Annotated in this window: 12 protein-coding genes and 1 pseudogene; 5 read left to right on the plus strand and 8 right to left on the minus strand. The window is 65.0% G+C overall.

Features of this window, described 5'->3' with window-relative positions:
* A pseudogene (locus AC4FWB_RS31065) lies at positions 1–126 on the plus strand (IS481 family transposase); the annotation flags it as partial.
* On the opposite strand, the gene AC4FWB_RS31070 reads toward AC4FWB_RS31065, so the two are convergent.
* Positions 123–1,016: a LysR family transcriptional regulator gene (locus AC4FWB_RS31070; RefSeq protein WP_491030043.1), complete on the minus strand. Its 894-nt coding sequence runs from the start codon at positions 1,014–1,016 to the stop codon at positions 123–125. The pseudogene AC4FWB_RS31065 and the gene AC4FWB_RS31070 sit on opposite strands and share 4 nt — an antisense overlap.
* A 96-nt stretch (positions 1,017–1,112) precedes the next feature.
* On the opposite strand from AC4FWB_RS31070, the gene AC4FWB_RS31075 reads away from it, so the two are divergent.
* The gene (locus AC4FWB_RS31075; protein WP_491030044.1) at positions 1,113–2,072 is read left to right on the plus strand and encodes an SDR family oxidoreductase; all 960 of its coding nucleotides are present in this window, start codon (positions 1,113–1,115) and stop codon (positions 2,070–2,072) included.
* Between the two features lie 55 nt (positions 2,073–2,127).
* Here the strand turns inward: AC4FWB_RS31075 and AC4FWB_RS31080 are convergent, their stop codons facing one another.
* The 5 genes from AC4FWB_RS31080 to AC4FWB_RS31100 form a co-directional block, all read right to left on the minus strand.
* A complete protein-coding gene (locus tag AC4FWB_RS31080; RefSeq protein WP_491030045.1) occupies positions 2,128–2,286 on the minus strand; it encodes a DUF3309 family protein in 159 nt (52 codons plus the stop codon).
* A gap of 97 nt (positions 2,287–2,383) precedes the next feature.
* Positions 2,384–5,560 carry an efflux RND transporter permease subunit gene (locus AC4FWB_RS31085; protein ID WP_491030046.1) on the minus strand — a complete coding sequence of 1,059 codons (3,177 nt, stop codon included), beginning with the start codon at positions 5,558–5,560 and terminating at the stop codon, positions 2,384–2,386.
* A 65-nt stretch (positions 5,561–5,625) separates the two neighbouring features.
* On the minus strand, positions 5,626–6,798 hold the full coding sequence (locus AC4FWB_RS31090) for an efflux RND transporter periplasmic adaptor subunit (RefSeq protein ID WP_491030047.1): 1,173 nt from the start codon (positions 6,796–6,798) through the stop codon (positions 5,626–5,628).
* 367 nt (positions 6,799–7,165) lie between these two features.
* Positions 7,166–8,587 (minus strand): coniferyl aldehyde dehydrogenase, encoded by a 1,422-nt coding sequence (locus tag AC4FWB_RS31095; protein ID WP_491030048.1) that lies wholly within the window; start codon positions 8,585–8,587, stop codon positions 7,166–7,168.
* 126 nt (positions 8,588–8,713) lie between these two features.
* Positions 8,714–9,604: a LysR family transcriptional regulator gene (locus AC4FWB_RS31100; RefSeq protein ID WP_491030049.1), complete on the minus strand. Its 891-nt coding sequence runs from the start codon at positions 9,602–9,604 to the stop codon at positions 8,714–8,716.
* Between the two features lie 109 nt (positions 9,605–9,713).
* Here AC4FWB_RS31100 and AC4FWB_RS31105 point away from each other — a divergent pair, with 109 nt between their 5' ends.
* Together AC4FWB_RS31105 and AC4FWB_RS31110 are read left to right on the plus strand one after the other, a co-directional pair.
* A complete protein-coding gene (locus AC4FWB_RS31105) occupies positions 9,714–10,379 on the plus strand; it encodes a peroxiredoxin-like family protein (RefSeq protein ID WP_491030050.1) in 666 nt (221 codons plus the stop codon).
* 19 nt (positions 10,380–10,398) lie between these two features.
* Positions 10,399–11,631, plus strand: coding sequence for an MFS transporter (locus AC4FWB_RS31110; protein WP_491030051.1), 1,233 nt, complete (start codon positions 10,399–10,401; stop codon positions 11,629–11,631).
* 14 nt (positions 11,632–11,645) lie between these two features.
* Here the strand turns inward: AC4FWB_RS31110 and AC4FWB_RS31115 are convergent, their stop codons facing one another.
* Both AC4FWB_RS31115 and AC4FWB_RS31120 read right to left on the minus strand, forming a co-directional pair.
* On the minus strand, positions 11,646–12,779 hold the full coding sequence (locus AC4FWB_RS31115) for a patatin-like phospholipase family protein (RefSeq protein WP_491030052.1): 1,134 nt from the start codon (positions 12,777–12,779) through the stop codon (positions 11,646–11,648).
* Positions 12,780–12,980: 201 nt separating this feature from the next.
* Positions 12,981–14,066 carry a citrate synthase/methylcitrate synthase gene (locus AC4FWB_RS31120; protein ID WP_491030053.1) on the minus strand — a complete coding sequence of 362 codons (1,086 nt, stop codon included), beginning with the start codon at positions 14,064–14,066 and terminating at the stop codon, positions 12,981–12,983.
* A gap of 95 nt (positions 14,067–14,161) precedes the next feature.
* Here AC4FWB_RS31120 and AC4FWB_RS31125 point away from each other — a divergent pair, with 95 nt between their 5' ends.
* Positions 14,162–15,307, plus strand: coding sequence for a citrate/2-methylcitrate synthase (locus AC4FWB_RS31125; protein ID WP_491030054.1), 1,146 nt, complete (start codon positions 14,162–14,164; stop codon positions 15,305–15,307).
* Positions 15,308–15,314 lie beyond the last annotated feature (7 nt).

A 15,314-nucleotide genomic window follows, 5' to 3' on the forward strand; every position in this document is an offset into this window, starting at 1 on the left:
GCTGCCGAGTTGCCCGTTTGGATGCATCGCTACAATTGGCATCGCCCGCATGGCGGCCTAAAATCCAAAACACCCATCAGTCGCCTCGCATTGTCCGAGGACAACCTGTTGAGGCTCCACAGCTAGCCGGCGCCGGCGGAATAGCGCTTCAGCTCTTCATGCAGAAAATCGGCGACGCGGCGGATGCGCATGCTGGTCCGCACGTCGCGATGCATGGCGAGCCACACCGGCAGGTTGGGCAAAGGCACCTCCGGCAATAGCTTCTCCAGCTCCGGATCGCGGTCTGCCAGCGGCTCCTGGCCGATGCCGATGCCGTTTCCGGCCCGCACCGCTTGCCATAGCACGATCTGGTTGTCGGTCCTGAAACGGAAATGGCTGCGGCCGACGGGAATGCCGAAGGCGGTGAAGCCGCGAATGATCTCGTCGCTGCGGTCGAACCCGACCAGGGCGTAGTCGGCAAGGTCGGCGGGCGTCTCCGGCCGGCCGCGCCGGTCGAGATATGATTTCGCCGCACAAAGGCAAAGCGCGATGTCGGTGACCTTGCGCGCCACCAGCTCGTTCTGCGCTGGCCTGACCATGCGGATGGCGATGTCGGCATCGCGGCGCAGCAGGTTCTCGACCTGGTTCGAGGCGACGATCTCGACTTCGATGCCCGGCTCCTCCTCGCCAAGGCGCGCCATCATCTGCGGCAACACGCAGGCCGCAACCACTTCGCTTGCGGCGATGCGCACCGTGCCCTCGATCGCCTCGACCGAGCCCAGCGCCAAAAGCGAGAAGGCGTTGGCCTGCTCACTCACCGCCTGCCCGCGCTCATAGAGCGCGCTGCCGGCTTCCGTCAGCTCATAGCCGCGCCGTCCGCGCCGGAACAGCGTGACGCCCAACGCCTGTTCCAACTCGGCGATGTGGCGGCCGAGCGTCGGCTGGCTGGCCTCCAGCTTGCGGGCAGCGGCCGAAAGACTGCCGGTCTCGGCCACCGCCACGAAACTCTTGATCAGGTTCCAGTCGAATTCCTTCATTCATTTTTGAATATCAGATCGCCGATGTCAGCCAATTTTCATTCGTTTGCGGAGAGGCCAGATTGATTGGGCAAACGCAAGCAACGGAGAAGACAGATGACCAAGATCGCAATTCTGGGCGCCAATGGCCGGCTCGGCCGCGTGGTCGCCAAGGCCTTCATCGACGCCGGTTTCGACGTCCGCACCGTCACCCGCACCGGCAAGGTGCCGACCGAACTCAAGGGCGCCACGGCGGTCGCCGGCGATGCGCTCGACCGCCAGTCGCTGATCCGCGCCACCGAAGGCGTCGACATCGTCTTCAACGGTCTGAACCCGATCTATACCGACTGGGGCAAGTGCCTGCCGATGGCCGAGAACGTCATGGCCGCCTGCCGCGCGAACGGCGCGCTGCATCTCTTCCCCGGCACCGTCTACAATTACGGCTCGCCGATGCCGCAGGTGATCACCGAGGAAACGCCCTTCCATCCGACCACCGAGAAAGGCCGCATCCGCTGCGCCATGGAAGAGCTGTTCCGCCGCGAGGCCGATGCCGGCCGCGTGCGCACCACTGTTCTGCGGGCCGGCGACTTCTTCGGCGGCACCGGCAGCGGCGGCTGGTTCGATCTTGTGGTTGCCGCCAAGATGAGCAAGGGCACCTACACCGCGCCCGGCCCGGCCGATCTCGTGCATGAATGGGCCTATCTGCCGGACTTCGCCGTGGCCTTCGTCGGCCTGGCGCGCAATCTCGACAAGCTCGGCTCCTATGAGGCGCTGAATTTTCCTGGCCACGCCGTTACCGACCTCGACATCAAGGCCGCCGCCGAGAAGGCGCTCGGCCGCAAGCTGAAGCTCAGCTTCATGCCCTGGTGGGTGCTGCGCGCCGGCAGCCCGTTCGTCGCCATGTGGCGCGAGATCGTCTCGATGTCCTATCTGCGCTTCGAGGCGCACCGGCTGGTCTCGACGCGGCTGGAAGAGGTCATCGGCGAAATTCCGCATACCCCGCTCGACGAAGCGGTGGCGGAAGCCATGCAGGATATCGGCATCGCCGTTGCGAACGCCTCGCGCCAGGCCGCTTGACTGCCGAATAGATGAGAACGGCCGGGCCCGAAGGTCCGGCCTCAGATCGTCTGGCTCAGACCCTGCCCATCAACAAGAGGATCAGCAGCACTATCAGAATGACGCCGACGATGCCCGACGGGCCGTAGCCCCAGGCACGCGAATGTGGCCATGCCGGCACCGCGCCGATCAGGATCAGGATCAGAATTATTACGAGAAGTGTAGCGATCGTCATGAAAAGCCCTCGCCGTCTGGTTGAGTTCGAGGGAACAATGCAAAAAGCCGCCCGGTGGTTCCCCCGGACGGCTTTGGCCTTTGGGTTCGAAACCGGCCTATTCCGCGGCTTTCGGGAAGGTGATCGCCGGCTCGGCGCCGGCCTCCGCAGCCGGTTGATCGGTCGACGCCTCGCCCTTGCCGCGGCGGAACAGGCGGCTGAACCAGCCGCGCCGCGCGCCGGGCTTCACCTTGGCGCGGGTGAACACCATCAGCATCGACGGCGTCACCACCAGCGTCAGCAAGGTGGCGAAGGACAGGCCGAAGACGATCGCCGAGGACAGCGAAATCCACCACTGCGTCGACGGCGCGTTGATCGTCGTCTCGTGATGGAAGATTTCGAGGCCGAGGCCGAAGGCGATCGGCAGCACGCCGAGGATCGCCGAAACGGCCGTCAGCACCACCGGCCGCGCGCGTTCGCGGCAGGTCTGCAGCACAGCGTCCATCTTGTCCCAGCCTTCCTCGCGCAGCCGGTCATAGGTGTCGATGAGCACGATGTTGTTGTTCACCACCACGCCGGCGAGCGCGATGACGCCGATGCCCGACATGACGATGCCGAAGGCCTCGCCGGTCAGAAGCAGCCCCAGGAACACGCCGATGGTCGCCATGACCACGCAGGACAGCACAAGCCACACGCTGGTGAACTTGTTGAACTGCGCAAGCAGCACCAGGAAGATCAGGAAGATCGCGGCGCCGAAGGCCTTGCTCAAGAAAGCGCTGGCTTCTGCGCTGTCCTCGTTGGAGCCGGCAAGCTTCCAGCGGATACCGCTGCCGAGGCCCATGTCGGCGACGGCCTGGGTGACTTCCTGCTGCACCGCCGCCACCTGCGCGCCGGCGCTGACATTGGCTTGCACCACCACGGTGCGCGCGCCATCGATGCGGTTGAGGATGCCGACCGTCGGCTCGGGCTTGCGCACCACGAAGTTGGAGATCGGCACCGACCCTTGCGAGGTCTGCACCCGAAGCTCGTCGAGCGTCGACAGCGTGCGCCGGTCTTCCGGCAGACGCAGCCTTATGTCGACCGCGTCGTCGGCGCCGGCCGGCCGGTATTCCGACAGCTTGAGGCCGTTGGTCACCAGTTGCACCACCGTGCCCACGGAGGTCGGGCTGATGCCGTATTGCGCGGCCTTGGCGCGGTCGACCTCGAGCGCCCAGTCGACGCCGGGTGGCGGCAGGCCGTCCGAAACATCGATGACGTTGGTGATCTTGGCGATCCGCGCCGCCACCGCGCGCGCCTTGTCGTCGAGCCCGGCAGGATCTGCGGCCGACAGCCTGATCTGGATCGGCTTGCCGGTCGGCGGGCCGGCTTCCGGCACGCGCACCTCGACATCGACGCCGGGAATGCCGGCCATCACCGCGCGCAGGTCGTCGAGGATCTGGTTGGCGGACTTGCGTTCGCGCCAGTCGACGAATTCGTACTGGATCACGCCGACGACATCTTCCGGAATGTCCTGGCCGCCGCCTTGCGTCTTGCCGACGCGCGTATAGACCGATTTCACGCCCGGCCAGCCGAGCAGCCGGTTTTCGGCTGTCTTGGTGGCGGCGTCCATTTCGGCCAGCGAAAGGTTGCCGCGGGCATGCACGTAGAGCAGGCCGTAATCCGGCTCGACATTGGGGAAGAATTCGACGCCGGCGCCATATTTCGAATAGGCGAAGCCGACGCCGACCAGCAGGCCGACGGTGAGCAGGATGACGGTGATCGGAAAGCGCACCGCCTGCTTGACCAGCGCCATGTACCAGCCGTCGCGATTGCTCTCCTCATGATGCGCCGGCGCCTTGGCGAAGATGGCGCCGAGCGTCGGCGCGAAGACCAGCGCGTAGAGCATCGAGGCCGACAGCGTCACGATCAACGTGATCGGCATGTATTTCATGAAGTCGCCGATGATGCCCGGCCAGAACAGGAGCGGCGAGAAGGCGGCGATGCGCGTCATCGTCGCCGCGATGACCGGGCCGGCCATGCGCTTGGCGGCGAGCGTGAAGGCGTCCGCCTTCGCCATGCCCTCGCTCATGCGCCGTTCCGCGAATTCGGTGACGATGATGGCGTCGTCGACAAGCATGCCGACCGCCAGGATGAGGCTGAACAGCACGATCATGTTGATCGTGTAGCCCATCATGGCGAGCAAAAGGATGCCGATCAGGAACGACGACGGGATGGCGAGGCCGATGAGCAGCGAGGCGCGTCCCGACAGCGCGTAAAGGATGACGATGAACACCAGGATGACCGCGATCATCACGTGGTTCTGCAGGTCGCCGAGCAGCTGGTTGACGAAGACCGACTTGTCCTGCGTGTAGGTGACATGCATGCCTTCCGGCATCGACTTGATGAAGTTGTCGGACACTTCCCTGACATGGGTCAGCGTATCGATCAGATTGGCGCCGATGCGCTTCTTCACCTCGATGGCGATCGCCGGCTTGCCGTCGAGCCGGGTCACCGTCTCGGCGTCCTTGAAGGTCGAGCGCACGGTGGCGACGTCCTTGGCCTGCACCACGGCATTCGGCGTGGCGACGACCGGCAGGTTGGCGACATCCTCGGGCGTCTCGATCAGCGACGGCACCTTGACCGCGTATTTGCCCTCGGAGCCCTCGAGATTGCCGGCCGCGACCAGGCTGTTGGAGGCGCCGACGCCCTGGATCACCTGATCGAGCTGCAGCCCGTAGGAGGAAAGCTTCACCGGATCGATGACGACTTCGACCAGATCGTCGCGCGCGCCCTGCAACGAGCCTTCCAACACGCCCGGCACTTCCTCGATTCGGTCGCGCAACTCGCGCGCCGCCGACGTCAGCACGCGCTCCGGCACGTCGCCGGAGAGCGTGACGACCAGAACCGGGAATTCCGACACGTTGACTTCGGTGACGGTCGGCTCCTCGGCCGCCTGCGGCAGGTCGGCCTTGGCGTCCTGCACCTTGCTGCGGGTGTCCTGGAGCGCGGTGGCCAGATTGGTCTGCGGCTGGAATTCGACCAGCACGTAGCCGCCACCCTGGAAGGCGGCCGAGCGCATCTCCTTGAGCCCCTTGAGGCTCTTCAGCTTACTTTCCATCGGCCGAAGCAGCAGGCGTTCGGAATCTTCCGGCGAGATGCCCTGGTAGATCAGGCTGACATACATCATCGGAATCGGAACATCCGGCTCCGCTTCCTTCGGCGTCGACTGATAGGCGACCCAGCCCGCCGCGAGCAGGAACATCAGCGCCGATATCGTGAGGCGGGCGTTGTTGATGGCGAGTCTGACGATGTCCATGACCTATGCCTGCTGTTTCTATGGAAGCGGCGACGCTGGCCAGCGGGACTGGCTTGCCGGTCGCGCTACTGCGTGCCGGCGGTGGCTTCGCTGATCAGCTTGTTGATGGTCGCCTGGTCGGCCTCGACCGGCTTCACCAGATCGCCTTCTTTCACCAGCTCCTGGCCGGCGACGATGATGCGCGCGTCCTGCGGGATGCCGCCGAGCACCAGGCCATGCGGCGTATCGTCGACGAGGTCGATCGGGAAGAACGCCACCTTGTCGTCCTTGCCGACGGCGCGGATGCCGAGGTCGCCCTTGTCGCCCAGCGTCACCACCGAGCGCGGCAAAAGCACCGCGTCGGTCGGCTCGGCGCTGAGCGCGATCTCGGCCGTCATGCCGGCGGGGATGGAGCCGTCCCCATTGGGGATCGCCACCTCGACCCGGAAGGTGCGGGTCTGCGAGGAGGCATCGCGGCTGATGTAGCGCACCGTGCCGGTGACCTTCTGGTCATTGACCAGGCGCACATTGGCTTCGTCGCCGATTTTGATGTAGCGCAGGTCGCGCTCGCTGATCTCGCCGCGTGCGATCACCGGGTCGAGCTTGAGGATGGTGGCCACCTCGCCGCCCTGCATCACCGAGCTGCCGAGCTCGACCGGCACGCGGTCGATGACGCCGTCGAACGGCGCCTTCACCTCGTTGCGGTCGAGTTCGGCCTGCGCCGTCTCCAGCATCGACTGCGCCGCCGTCAGGTTCGAGCGCGCGGTGTCGAGCTGCAGCTTGGGCAGGTTGCCGGTCTTCATCAGCCGCAGCGCCGCGTCGAGTTCGGCCTGTCGCTGCACCAGCAACTGCCTGGCGTTGTCGACATTCGAGATCTTCTCTTCGGCGGCGAGCATCAGCACCAGGTCGCCCGTCTTTACGTGATCGCCCTGCTTGACCGGCAGCTTGTCGATGACGCCGGCGACGCGCGTGGCGAGCACCGCGCGCTTGTCCGCCTCGGTCAGCCCGGAAATGCGGATGGCACGCGCGTAAGTCTTGCGCGGCGGCGTCACCACCGCGACGGTGCGCAATGCGGCCTTCGGCTCGGCCTCTGCCGTCTTCGGCTTCTCGGCTCCGGATTGCGCGGCTTTGCCCGCCTCTCCTGCCTTCTGGTGATCGGCGGCGCTGCCCACGGACGAGAACTCGCCCGTTGCCATCCAGGCGGCGAATCCGATGAGCACAGCAATGGCTGCAAGCTTGTGAAACCTGATTTTCGGCATCGTCGTTTTTCCGTTGCTGGCTTGGCGAGGTCGGCGCTTCGACTTCCCGGCGCGCGGCCGATATGGGTGCGCGCAAAGCCATGTTCAATTTCCCGTGATCGGCGAAGCGCGCTTCTACCGCAAAGTTGCGGCGCAATATAGTCAGAAAAATTGCAGCATCATTGCGCTTCTAGCTGTAGCGGACCGGCTTTTTTCTATTTTTTCGACACTGACTGCCCGGCTTTTCGGGGGCCGGGACAGATTTCCTGCTGTATCGAGCACTCAGTGGCAGTAGGCGTCAGCATACTGCGGAATTTTTTCGCGCAACGGCTTGCTGCATTGGCATGAGACAACGCTGAGGACGCGCCCACTTCGAAAATAAATGCTGTCAGCTGATCAAGTTCAGCAAGCGGAACAGCCGTTCGAATGTCCCGCCATAAGGCGGTCTGAGCAGGCCGCCGGCGCTTAGCCTGGATTGGACGAAGATCGGCTTTTCCTTGCTGAAGGTCCGGAAGCCCCATTCGCCATGGTAGGCGCCCATGCCGCTTTCGCCGACGCCGCCGAATGGCTGCCGCTCCTGCACCAGATGCATCATGCAGTCATTGACCGTGACGCCGCCGGCCATGGTTTCCCGCATCACCCTTTGGCGATTGGCGCCATCCTTGCCGAACCAGTAGAGGGCGAGCGGACGCTCGCCCCGGTTCACGTGATCGATGGCGTCGTCGACCGTGCCGTATTCGAGGATCGGCAGCACCGGCCCGAAGATTTCCTCGCGCATCAGGCGCAAGGTCTCACCGGCATTCCGGACCAGGACCGGCGCCATCTTGCGGTCCATGACGCCAAGCTCTTCATTTGCCGGGTTGACCTCGGTGACATCGGCGCCGCCTTCGCGCGCCTCGGCGATCATGTCGCTCAGCCGCCGATGGTGTCGTTCGCTGACGATCGCCGTGTAGTCGGGATTGTCGCGCAGGCGCGGATAGAGCCGTGCCATCGCGCCGGCGAGTTTTGCGGCGATCGCCGCGCCCTGCCCCCGCGGGACCATCAGATAGTCGGGCGCGATGCAGGTCTGGCCCGCGTTCAAGAGCTTGCCATAAGCGACGCTTGCGACAGCCGCATCGAGATCGCAGGACGGATCGAAGATCGCCGGTGACTTGCCGCCCAGTTCAAGCGTCACCGGCGTCAGATTGGCGGCCGCGGCCAGCGCCACCTGCCGGCCGACCGCGGTGGAGCCGGTGAACAGGAGATGATCGAATGGCATCGACACGAATGTCTTGCCGACCTCGGCATCGCCAGCCACCACGCTCATCTCATCAGGCGAAAAATGCTCTTCCACCAGCCGGGCGAGCAGGTCCGAAAACTTCGGCGTCAGCTCGGAAGGCTTGATCAGCACCCGGTTGCCGGCGGCTAAAGCGGCGGTCGCCGGCGCGATGGCAAGCTGGAACGGATAATTCCACGGCGACACGATGCCGACGACGCCGAGCGGCTGCGGCAAAAGCCGATTGCGCCCCGGCAGGAACGGCAGGCTGGTGGCGACACGGCGCTCGCGCATCCATCCCCGCAGATGCCGGATGGCGTGCCTGATGCCGGCGCGAACGACGAACAGTTCCGCAAGCCGCGTTTCCTGCTGAGCCCTGCCGGAAAAATCGCTGTCGATCGCCGCGCAGATCTCGGCCTCATGCTTTTCGGTGAGAGCGAGCAGGCGCTGCAGCCGGTCCTTTCGCACCTCGAGACTGGGAAAAGGTTCCTTCTCGAAGGCCCTGCACTGCGCTTCAAACCTGACCCCAAGGGAGTTCCGACTGGTCTGCAGCATCGCTACCTCCCGTTTACGTCGAGGTAAACTACTCGCCTGGCGGAGGTGAATCCAGCGCATCGCCGGTTCCGTAACGGAAGGCAACGCAGGACCCATTCGCGCTTTCCTTGCCAGGCGCTGACGATGTCAATCGGAGCTTAGCGATTTGCTTAGCCAATCGGCAAATCCGCGAGCGCGCTTGCTGGGCTGACGGCCGGCCGGGAACAGGGCGTGGATTGGGATGGTCGGCAGCGGGAACTCCGGCAGCAGCCGGAGAAGCCGGCCGTCGTTGAGTTCCGTATCGAACATCCATCCCGAACCGAATGCCACCCCAAGCCCGGCCACGACGCATGCGGTGACACCGGCCGAGCTCGATACCCTGATGCGCGGGCTTTCCGGCAGGACAAAGTCGGTGCCGGGACCGACCCGACCCTGCAAAGTCGCTCCCGAACTATCGGAAGGACCGAAGATGACTTGGTGATGTGCCAGATCGGCAGGGTGGCGCGGCTGGCCGTGCCGGGCGATGTAATCCGGGGCTGCGACAAGCAACCTCGGCGTCTGCCCGACCTTGCGGGCCATCAGGCTGGAATTGTCCAGCAAACCCAACCTTATCGCGACATCGGCTCCCTCCTCGACAAGACTACGCCGGCGATCGTCCATCATCAGTTCGACAGAGAGGTTCGGATGTTCGGCAAGGAGGCTGGGCAGGCGTGGGATGAGCGCACGCAAGGCGAAAGTAACCGATAGCTCCACACGCAACAGACCACGCAATTCCTCGTTGCCGGCGGCGGTATCGGCGGCGGCTCCAAGCTCGGCAAGCAGCGGCCGAATCTGATCGAGATAAACCTGCCCTGCCTCGGTCAGTACCACTTTGCGACTCGTGCGAACGAGAAGGCGAGCGCCAATGCGCGCTTCCAGGTCGTTCAGGATGCGCGACACCGAAGGCTGCGACAGGCCGATTTCGCGAGCGACCTGCGAGAGATTGCCCCTCTCCGCCACGCGAACAAAGACTTCCAGTTCCTGCAGCCGGTCAGCCATTTGTTTTCCGGATGATTGCTATCCTTTTCGATATGCTACCCCTCTTTTTGGAAATAGGCGAGGACACGCTCCGCCGCCCTGACGGCGGTCAACCCTTTGGAGTGGTCCCATGTCTCTTCAAGAAAAGCTCGATGCCTTCAAAGCCGACTTCGAAGGCAAGAAGGCGCCCAGGCAGGCCGTTGAAATCATGCATCGCGCGACCGCGGAGCTGATCGCCTCGGCTCAGGCCGAGCGCGCTTTGAAAGCCGGCGCAGTTGCCCCGGGCTTCACACTGATGGAGGCCGATGACGGTCCCATCGCATCCAGCGACCTGCTCGCTCGCGGCCCGCTTGTGCTCAGCTTCTACCGCGGCGTCTGGTGCCCCTACTGCAACATCGAACTCGACGCCTTGCAGGAAGCCTGGCCGCAAATCGAGGCGACGGGCGCGCAGCTTGTCTCCATTTCTCCGCAGTCCCTGGCCAACGGTCGCAAGGCCAAGCGCGACAAGCGGGTCACGTTTCCGATGCTTAGCGATCCGAATGGCGATGTCGCCAATGCCTTCGGCCTGCGTTTTCGGCTGCCGGACGACCTGATCGACTTGTACAAGAGCTTCGGCGTCGACCTGCCGATGATCAACGAGGACCCGTCATGGACCTTGCCGATGCCGGCGAGATTCGTGATCGGGCGGGACGGCGTCATTGTCTATGCGGAGGTCAGCCCGGACTACACGCGCAGACCCGACCCGGCCGATCTTATCCCGGTCCTGAAGCAGTTGCGCGGTTCCGTCGCAGCGTGAAATTCCGGCGGAGTGGACCATGGCAATCGCGAACCCGGCATCGGCTGGCGCCGCCCGGCGCTGGCCAATGCTGGCCCTGATCTCGGTCAGTGCCTTCCTACCCATGACGACATGGTTTTCGGCGACGGCGATCGCCCCGCAGCTGACGCGATTGTGGGGCCTCTCGCCGGCGCAGGGCGCCTGGATCACCGGCGCCGTGCAGATCGGCTTTGCCATCGGAGCACTGGCGTCCAGCATTGCCGGCCTGTTGGACGTCGTGTCGCTTCGCAAGGTGATCGGCATCAGCGCCCTGGTCGCGGCCGCCGCCAATCTTTGTTTGCTGTTTGTCCCCTCCGTGACCTTGTTGTTGCTTGCCCGTCTGGCCACGGGCGTCGCGCTGGCGGGTGTCTATCCGCCCGCGCTCAAGCTGGTCTCGACCTGGTTCAACCATCGGCGGGGAACTGCCCTTGGTGCATTGCTTGCCGCTTTGACGCTCGGATCCGCCTTCCCCCATCTGTTGTCGGCGCAGGCCACTGAATTGGCTTGGCAGGATGTCATCGTTGCGACGTCGTTGGCAGCAGCGCTGGGAGCAGGCCTCATCTTGTGTTTTGGCGCCGAAGGGCCCCATTCCTTTGCCAGGTCGGCCTTCGACCCTCGCCAGATTAAAACGATCTTGCGCAACCGTGCGTTGGCGCTGGCGAACATCGGCTACCTTGGGCACATGTGGGAACTCTATGCGATGTGGGGCTGGATATTGGCCTATATACGTGCGGGAGCCCCTGGCCTCGGCATCGGCAGCCCAAGGATCGTGTCGCTGCTGGCGTTCTTGGTCGTGGCATCGGGTGGGATCGGGTCGATCCTTGGCGGTGTCGCGGCCGATCGTATCGGCCGCACGGCAACCGCCGCGGCAATGATGGCGGTCTCGGCTCTCTGCACGCTGATGATAGGCCTGGCCTTTGACGGTCCGCTCTGGCTATTCATCGCGGTCGCCATTGTCTGGGGAATGACTGTGATCGGCGACTCCGCCCAGTTCTCGGCAATGGCGACCGAACTAAGCGATCCACGCTATGTCGGTACCGCGCTCTCCCTGCAATTGAGCGCCGGCATTGCCCTCACGTTCGTCTCCATCCATCTGACATCATTCGTGGCCGAGAACATTGGCTGGCGCTGGAGCTTCCTGGTTCTCGCACCCGGCCCGCTGCTTGGCGTTGTGGCGATGCTGATGCTGAGGCGCATGCCGACGGCAAAGCAGATAGCGAACGGGTTGAGGTAGTGCCGTCTGCCGCGTCAGGCATTGGACCTGCGAACAGCTTCCGGCCTCAGCCGCGCCGCGAGGAATTCCTTGACCCGCCGCCCCGGCGCCGGACCGCGTACCGGCTTGAAGCCGTCGTCGAGCTCCCCCGACAGATCGAGCGTCGCCTGGCTGCCGACGGCATCGTAATTCTCCTCCAGCCAGTCGCTGGCGGCATTTCGGCCAAGGTCGCGCAGATAGGCGAGGAAGGCCCATTCGGCATTGACCTTGGACGAGGCCGAGAGATCCTTGAAGGCCTCGTCGGCGTCGATCCTGTGCATGCGGATGTCGCGATATTCGCCATGCGGCAGGCGGCCGGCCGCGATCAGCTCCTTGACGAAGGCGATCGAACGGAATTCGCGTAAGAGTCCGGCGTTGAAGGTGATCTCGTCGATGCGGTTCTGGATCTCGTTGGCGCTCTTCGGCGTGCCTTCGCGCACCACCGGGTTGATCTGCACCAGCAGCACATCCTCGGTCGCCGCCGTCTTGAAGAAGGGATAGAGCGCCGGATTGCCGCCATAGCCGCCGTCCCAGTAAGGCACCCCCTTGATCTCGACCGCGCGGAACAATTGCGGCAGGCAGGCGGACGCCATCACCGTGTCGAGGTCGATCTCGCCGTCGGAGAAAACGCGCAGCTGTCCGGTCTCGACATTGGTCGCCGAGATGAAGAGCTCCATCGACTTGCAGGCGCGCACGTTGCGGAAGTCGATCTCCTTCTCGACCACGTCGCGCAGCGGGTTGAGGCCGAGCGGATTGGCGACATAGGGCGAAAACACCCGCGACATGGTGTCGAAGAAGAAATAGCCGGGCGTGTTCTCGATCGACCAATTGCCCCACACGACATCCCACGGCATGCGCTGCACGGGGCTGAAGCGGCCCTTCGAGGCCACGGCGCGCCAGAAATCGTCGAGTTTTTTACGCGCGCCATCCACGCCGCCCCGGACAAAACCGTCGGCCAGCGCCACCGCGTTCATGGCGCCGGCGCTGGTGCCGGACACGGCCGCGATCTCCAGCCGCCCGTCCTCGAGCAGGCGGTCGAGCACGCCCCAGGAGAAGGCGCCGTGCGAGCCGCCGCCCTGGAGCGCGACGTTGATTTTCTTCTTTTCCTCCGCCTTGCCGTTCTTCGCCATGGCGTTCCTTGTCTCGATGCTTCGGCCTACCCCTGCGTCATAGGAGCGGAGCAGGCTCGGTCAGTTTATGTTGCAGCGCAGCATATAAGGACGAACCAAGGCAAGAACACGAACAAGGTCGCGTGATCGGTTGAAATTTCGGCCATGAAAAACCTCTCTGCCTGCCAAGCAGAGAGGGTGCATCAATGTCTGGGCGTAATGTCAGGCGACGAGATCGGGCACCGGCCCGACATAGCGCGACTGTGGCCGGATGAGACGTCCGGTCGCCTGCTGCTCGCGCGCGTGAGCAATCCAGCCGGCGACGCGGCCAGCGGCAAAGACGTTGGAGAACGCCTCCTTCGGGAAGCCGGCGGCTTCGAGCAGCAGCGCGGTGTAGAATTCGACATTGGTCTGGATCGAGCGCTGCGGCTTGGCGATCCTGAGCACTTCGAGCGCCGCCTGCTCCACCGTTTCGGCGAAGGCCAGCCGGCTGCCGGTCTCCCTCTTGCCGCCAAGTTGCCGTACGACCGCCTTCAGCACGTCGGCGCGCGGATCGCGCACGCGGTAGATGCGATGACCGAAGCCCATAATGCGCTGGCCGCGCGCGATTTCGTCGCGCAGCCAGGCGGCGGCGTCGCCGCTGGCTTCGATGGCGTCAAGCATCTCGATCACCGGCCCCGGCGCGCCGCCGTGCAGCGGGCCCTTGAGGGCGCCGAGTCCGGCCAGGATCGCCGAGGTCAAGCCGGCTTGCGTCGATGCCACCACCCGCGTCGCGAAGGTCGAGGCATTGAGCCCGTGGTCGCAGACCGTCACCAGATAGGTGTCGAGCGCCTTGGCAAGCGCCGGCGATGCGGTGCCGCCAAGCATTTTCAGCATATCGGCGGCATGATCGGCGCGGCCGTCCGGACGAAGAGGCTTCTCGCCGCGGCCGAGCCGCAGCAGGGCCGGCGTCAGCACCGCCGGCGCCGCGATCAGCCGCAGCGCATCGGCAAGCGCATCGCCGTCGGGCAGCAGGGCAATGCCGGCGCGCATGGCGCTGTAGATGTCGAGCGGCGCGAGCTCGGCGAGCATCGGCTGCAGTCGTTCGAAGACCTCGACGCGCGCGCGGCCGATCGCCTTTTCCAGTTCGCTATCACCCGGAAGCTCGTCAAAGAAACCGTCGAACAGCAGGTGGACCACCTGGCCGTAGCGCCAACGGCCTGCCAGTTCCGTCAGCGAATGGCCGCGAATGGTGAGATGTCCGCCGGCGCCGTCGACATCGGAAAGCACCGTGTCCGCCGCCACAACATCATCGAGCCCGTTTGCCATGACCTGTCTCCTTGACCTTTTGTGCAACGCAATTAATGCTGCGCAATCAATGCATCAATCTTGATCAACTGAATCAATGTAAGGCGCAGAACGGCATGTCCGAATGGCTCACGCGGGAGGAAGCGCTGGCGCGGCTCAACGTCCGGCCGCAGACGCTCTATGCCTATGTCAGCCGCGGCCGCATCGGCATGCGTCCGGATGGAACCGACCCGCGCCGCAGCCAGTATCGTGCCGACGACATTGCCGCGCTCGCCACCCGCCGGGCGCGCGGTCGCAGCCCGCAGGCGATTGCCGAGAGCGCCATCGCCTGGGGCGAGCCGGCCATCACCACCGCCATCTCGACGGTTCTGCACGGCCGCCTCGTCTATCGCGGTAAGGATGCCGTGGCGCTTTCAGCGACGGCGACGCTGGAGGAGACAGCGGGCCTGCTCTGGGCATCCGGCGCCCCGGTGTCCTTCGCTTCGCTGACCCCTTCGACCGCGCGACAGAGCGGCACCGCGACGGCATTTGCGAGACTCTCGGCGCTTGCGGCCGAAGGCCGGCCGTCGCTCGGCCGCAGGCCGGCCATGCTGCAGCAGGACGGCTCCAACGCGATAAGCGTGATCGCCACCGCGCTCGGCGCGATCTTCGGATCGGAGCCGGTGCATGAAAGGCTGGCGCGCGCCTGGTCAGTCGACGCGGCCGGTGCCGATCTCATCCGCAAGGCTCTGGTGTTGCTTGCCGATCATGAGCTCAACGCTTCGACTTTTGCCGCGCGCGTCGCAGCCTCCACCGGCGCCCCGATCGCGGCTTGCCTGCTTGCAGGACTGGCCACCCTTACCGGCCCGCGTCATGGCGGCGCCGGCGCCGCGGCGATCGCCCTCGTCGAGGATTCAGATCGGCTGGGCCCGGACGAGGCGATCGCGCGCTGGCTGGCCCACGACCGGCCGCTGCCCGGCTTTGGCCACCAGCTCTATCCCGAAGGCGATCCGCGCGCGGAGGCCTTGCTGCCCGATGTCGAGATCGATGACGGGCTCCTGCACCTGCGCGACGCCGTCCTTGCCGCAACCGGCATGCATCCGAATGTCGATTTCGCGCTGGCCGCGCTGACGCGCAGCCTGCGTCTTCCCGCCGATGCGCCCTTCCGCCTGTTCGCGCTCGGCCGCAGCGTCGGCTGGACGGCGCATGCCATCGAACAGGTGACGAGCAACAGGCCGATCAGGCCGCGCGCGCGTTATGACGGGCCGGTCGGCAGCAACTGACGGCCAA

The organism is Mesorhizobium sp. LEGMi-168a (genome assembly GCF_058312955.1).

Bases quoted from the DNA above. Each gene is read 5' to 3' on its own strand.
- AC4FWB_RS31070 (WP_491030043.1), bottom strand. From the start codon at position 1,016: ATGAAGGAATTCGACTGGAACCTGATCAAGAGTTTCGTGGCGGTGGCC.
- AC4FWB_RS31075 (WP_491030044.1), top strand. From the start codon at position 1,113: ATGACCAAGATCGCAATTCTGGGCGCCAATGGCCGGCTCGGCCGCGTG.
- AC4FWB_RS31080 (WP_491030045.1), bottom strand. From the start codon at position 2,286: ATGACGATCGCTACACTTCTCGTAATAATTCTGATCCTGATCCTGATC.
- AC4FWB_RS31085 (WP_491030046.1), bottom strand. From the start codon at position 5,560: ATGGACATCGTCAGACTCGCCATCAACAACGCCCGCCTCACGATATCG.
- AC4FWB_RS31090 (WP_491030047.1), bottom strand. From the start codon at position 6,798: ATGCCGAAAATCAGGTTTCACAAGCTTGCAGCCATTGCTGTGCTCATC.
- AC4FWB_RS31095 (WP_491030048.1), bottom strand. From the start codon at position 8,587: ATGCTGCAGACCAGTCGGAACTCCCTTGGGGTCAGGTTTGAAGCGCAG.
- AC4FWB_RS31100 (WP_491030049.1), bottom strand. From the start codon at position 9,604: ATGGCTGACCGGCTGCAGGAACTGGAAGTCTTTGTTCGCGTGGCGGAG.
- AC4FWB_RS31105 (WP_491030050.1), top strand. From the start codon at position 9,714: ATGTCTCTTCAAGAAAAGCTCGATGCCTTCAAAGCCGACTTCGAAGGC.
- AC4FWB_RS31110 (WP_491030051.1), top strand. From the start codon at position 10,399: ATGGCAATCGCGAACCCGGCATCGGCTGGCGCCGCCCGGCGCTGGCCA.
- AC4FWB_RS31115 (WP_491030052.1), bottom strand. From the start codon at position 12,779: ATGGCGAAGAACGGCAAGGCGGAGGAAAAGAAGAAAATCAACGTCGCG.
- AC4FWB_RS31120 (WP_491030053.1), bottom strand. From the start codon at position 14,066: ATGGCAAACGGGCTCGATGATGTTGTGGCGGCGGACACGGTGCTTTCC.
- AC4FWB_RS31125 (WP_491030054.1), top strand. From the start codon at position 14,162: ATGTCCGAATGGCTCACGCGGGAGGAAGCGCTGGCGCGGCTCAACGTC.